Source organism: Terriglobales bacterium, from assembly GCA_035624475.1.
Lineage (GTDB): Bacteria > Acidobacteriota > Terriglobia > Terriglobales > Acidobacteriaceae > DASPRL01.
Genome location: DASPRL010000265.1, coordinates 1 through 3,627, shown reverse-complemented (window position 1 = coordinate 3,627; position 3,627 = coordinate 1). Strand labels below are relative to the sequence as shown.

The following is a 3,627-nucleotide window of genomic DNA, read 5'->3' as shown; positions in this document are numbered from 1 at the left end:
CCGGCAGCCTGCTCCTGCTCCGCCCGCGCGTGCTGGGGCAGAAGGCCGACGACTTCTTTGAAGGCAAGGAGCGCAAGTACCCGGTGGAGTTTGCCGCGCCCACCCTCCAGACCGACGACTTCGAGATCACCCTGCCCCCCGGCTTCACGGTGGACGATCTGCCCACCCCCGCCGACCTCGACGCCGGCTTCGCCTCCTACAAGAGCCAGATCCAGGTGCAGGGCAACGTCCTGCACTACAGCCGCCAGTATGAGATCAAGGACATCCTGGTACCCACCGAGCAGTTGCCCAAGCTGAAGACCTTCTACCGCCGGGTGGCCGGCGACGAGAATGCTAGCGCCGTGCTCAAGCGCGCCAACTGAGGGCCGAGGTGAGCCGCATGCTGAAGCCCGCCGTGCTCGTCGCCTGGCTGCTGCTGGCCGTGACCGCCGCGTGGCCCGACGACGATTTCCCCCCCGTGAATCCGGTCGAGCTGGCCATGAAGAAGGATGCCTCCAACCCCAGCAACGCCGAGATCCTCTACCACGAAACCGTCATCAACAATCGCGAGCACTCGATCAGCGAGTACTACCGCATCAAGGTCTTCACCGATGCGGCCAAGAAGTACGGCGACATCCAGATCCCCTATAACCGGGACTTCCTGCGCCTCTCTGACCTGAAGGCGCGCACCGTTCTGGCTGACGGGACCATCGTCCCCTTCGATGGCAAGGTCCTCGACAAAGTCATCGCCAAGCGTCATGGCTTCGACGTGCGGGCCACCGCCTTCACCTTCCCCAGCGTGCAGCCCGGCTGCATCCTGGAGTACCGTTACCGGCTGAGCTGGAGTCTCGGCTACTTCGTCATCCCGCCCTGGATCGTGCAGGAAGAATTGCCCATGCTGCAGGCCCGGTATGTCTTGAACGTTCCGCCCGGCGTGATGGTCGCCCCGGTCTCCTCTCTTCCGGACAACGCCGATTACTCCCGGACTGACCCGGGAACGCTCGAACTCACGCTCTCTAATGTCCCCCCCTTTGACCCCGAGGACCTCAGCCTCCCTGCGGAGGTCCTGAAGTGGCACGTGCGCTTTTACCAACTCTTTTCCCGCACCACCACGGAAGACGACTACTGGAAGGACATCGGAAAATCCTGGTCCAAATGGCTCGAGGACTATACCAAGGCCCGCGACGGCGTGACGCGGGAGGTCGCGCGCCTGGTGCAGCCTTCCGACCCGCCCGAAACCAAGCTGCGCAAGCTCTACGCCCGCGCGCAGCAGATCCGCAATCTCAGTTACGAGCACGGGAAGACGGAGGCGGAGGCCAAGCGCGAGAAGCTGAAGGAAGCGAAGAGCGCCGAGCAGGTCCTGGAGCACGGCTACGGCGGCCGCACTGAGATCAACGAGACCTTCCTGGCCTTGGCCCGGGCTGCCGGATTCGAGACCGCCATGGTCTGGATCGCCGAGCGCGGCGACATGCCCTTCGATCGTCGAGTTATGGACACCTGGCAGTTGGGCTGGGCCCTGGCCGTAGTCAAGGTGGGCAACGAGGAGCGCTACTTCGACCCGGGCACTCCGGGCTGTCCTTTTGGCCTCATCCCTGGGGAAGACATCAAAGTGCCGGGTCTGCGCCCCACCCCGGACGGCGCCCAGTTCGTGACCACGCCCCTGCCCAACCCCGAGGCCTCGCAGCGCCTGCGCAAGGGTGAGTTCACCCTGGCGGAGGACGGCAGTCTCCACGGCCGTCTCTCCCTGACCTACACCGGGCTCTTCGCTCTTGACCAGCGTCTCGGTGCCCTCGAGGAGGATGAAACCGGGCGCCGCAAGCAGGTGGAAGACACCATCCGCGCCTGGCTGCCCGCCGATGCGCAGGTCAAGCTGGAGAAACTCAGCGGCTGGGAAGACTCCGCCCAGCCCCTCCAAGTGGAAGCCACGCTGGACGTTCCCAATGCGGCCGCCCGCACCGGCAGCCGCACCATCCTCCTCGCTGACATCCTCGAGGCGAATGGCAAGAACCCTTTCGACCGCGCCGTCCGCCACTGGGACATCTATTTCGACTATCCCTTGGTTACCTCCGACGACCTGACCCTGCACCTGCCGGCGGGATGGCAGATCGAGGCGCTTCCTCCGCCGCACGATTTCGGCGGCGGCAGCAACTTGCACTACCAGGTCTCGCGCATTCAGGCGGGCGCCGACGTCCGCGTGCAGCGGCAGTCTCGCCGCAACGACATCTTCTTCACCAGTGGCTTCTACCCCGCGGTGCGCCAGTTCTACGCGAACGTGGGCGCCAGCGACGAGGAACCCATCGTGCTGCGCGCTGGCGCTTCCGCACCTCAGCCCGCGTCGCAGGCCACCCGAAAACCGTAGTCGGCGTACTGGAACTCCGGCGGGATGCTGGAGCGGGTGTGGCAGTGGGAGGCCTTGATGTGGTGGCGCCAGGAGCCGCCGCGGGAGGCGCGCCGCACCCCGCTCTCCGGCCCGCGCGGATTCCGCTCCGGGGAGAGCCCGTAGTACCCGGCGTCGAACCAGTCGCTGCACCACTCGTGCACGTTCTCGCACATCTCATGCAGGCCGAAGGGATTGGGCACACTCGTGCCCACCGGCTCAGGCCCGCGCAGCCAGCGCGAGGCGTAGCCCGGTCGCGACTGCGGCGGCTCATCGCCCCAGGGATAGGGCCGGCCTTCCTCGCCACCGCGCGCTGCCCGCTCCCACTCCGCCTCCGTGGGCAGGCGGAAGCGGCGGCCGCTGCTGCGCGACAGCCACTCGCAGTAGGCTGCCGCCTCGAACCACGAGACCGAGACCACCGGCTGACGGGGCGCGCTGAAGTCCGCATGGCCCCAGGTGAACGGCGGCGCTGCCTGGGTCTCCCGCAGAAAGACGGCGTACTCGGCGTTGCTCACTTGGCAGGCGGCCAGCAGAAACGCGTCCACCCAAATGCGATGCACGGGGCGCTCGCACTCGAAGCCCTGCTCGCTGCCCATCCGGAACCAGCCCTCGGGGATCCGGACCAGGGCCGGGAGCCCGACCTCCCTCGCGAGGGCAGAAGGCGATGCCGCCGGCGGATTCATGGCGATCCAAGGCTAGCACAGGGGAGAAGCAAGAGGCCCGGGCCGCAGCCCGGGCCTCACTGACCTACGCAGTCCTGTTTATTTCAGTCCCGCCAACTCCTGCAGGCGGCGCCAGTTCTCCAGGCGCTCCTGCTGGGCTTTGAGAATCACCTCGTCGGGCTTGCCGTCCAAGCCGAAGTGCCGCGCGAAGCGCCCTTCGGTGCGCGCGAAGGCGACGAAGTCCAGCGGGCCGCCCGTGTGCGGGTCGGTGAACCAGTCTTCCTTCAGCGCCGGGTTGCCCTGCAGGCTGATGCGCTCCTTCAGCCGCTCGCCCTTGCGGGGATCATGGATGAGCAGCGGGAAGGCGCGCGACTCGACCGCCAGTTTGGCCTGCGTGACCGCGCGGTCGTCGGCGATGCCGTGCTCCGGCTGGCAGGCAGCGTAGGCGATGATCACCGCCGGCCCCGGGTATTCGTTGGCGGCCATCACCGCCTTCAGGAAGTGGTTCAGGTGCCCGGCGGTGGTCTGGGCCACGAAGGTGTTGGGATGCATCATCAGGATCTGCGCGATCTCCTTGCGGCGCTCGCGCTTCCCGGGCTGGTCCTTGCC

The 3,627-nt window shown here is 67.0% G+C and carries 4 protein-coding genes; 2 read left to right on the top strand and 2 right to left on the bottom strand.

Translation table 11 applies throughout. The features are described 5' to 3' along the window. Positions 1–362, top strand: a 362-nt coding sequence (locus tag VEG08_10645; GenBank protein HXZ28444.1) for a transglutaminase, incomplete at its 5' end; no start/stop codon positions are given. A 17-nt stretch (positions 363–379) separates the two neighbouring features. Beyond that, a complete protein-coding gene (locus VEG08_10640; GenBank protein HXZ28443.1) occupies positions 380–2,338 on the top strand; it encodes a DUF3857 domain-containing protein in 1,959 nt (652 codons plus the stop codon). Here VEG08_10640 and VEG08_10635 read toward each other — a convergent pair. Together VEG08_10635 and VEG08_10630 are read right to left on the bottom strand one after the other, a co-directional pair. Next, positions 2,305–2,952 (bottom strand): SUMF1/EgtB/PvdO family nonheme iron enzyme, encoded by a 648-nt coding sequence (locus tag VEG08_10635; protein HXZ28442.1) that lies wholly within the window; start codon positions 2,950–2,952, stop codon positions 2,305–2,307. The genes VEG08_10640 and VEG08_10635 overlap by 34 nt on opposite strands. A gap of 165 nt (positions 2,953–3,117) precedes the next feature. Continuing rightward, positions 3,118–3,627 (bottom strand): hypothetical protein (locus VEG08_10630; protein HXZ28441.1); only part of this gene is annotated, 510 nt, incomplete at its 5' end.

Excerpts from the sequence above, each read along its gene's own strand:
- VEG08_10640 (HXZ28443.1), top strand. The coding sequence starts at position 380 with ATGCTGAAGCCCGCCGTGCTCGTCGCCTGGCTGCTGCTGGCCGTGACC.
- VEG08_10635 (HXZ28442.1), bottom strand. The coding sequence starts at position 2,952 with ATGGGCAGCGAGCAGGGCTTCGAGTGCGAGCGCCCCGTGCATCGCATT.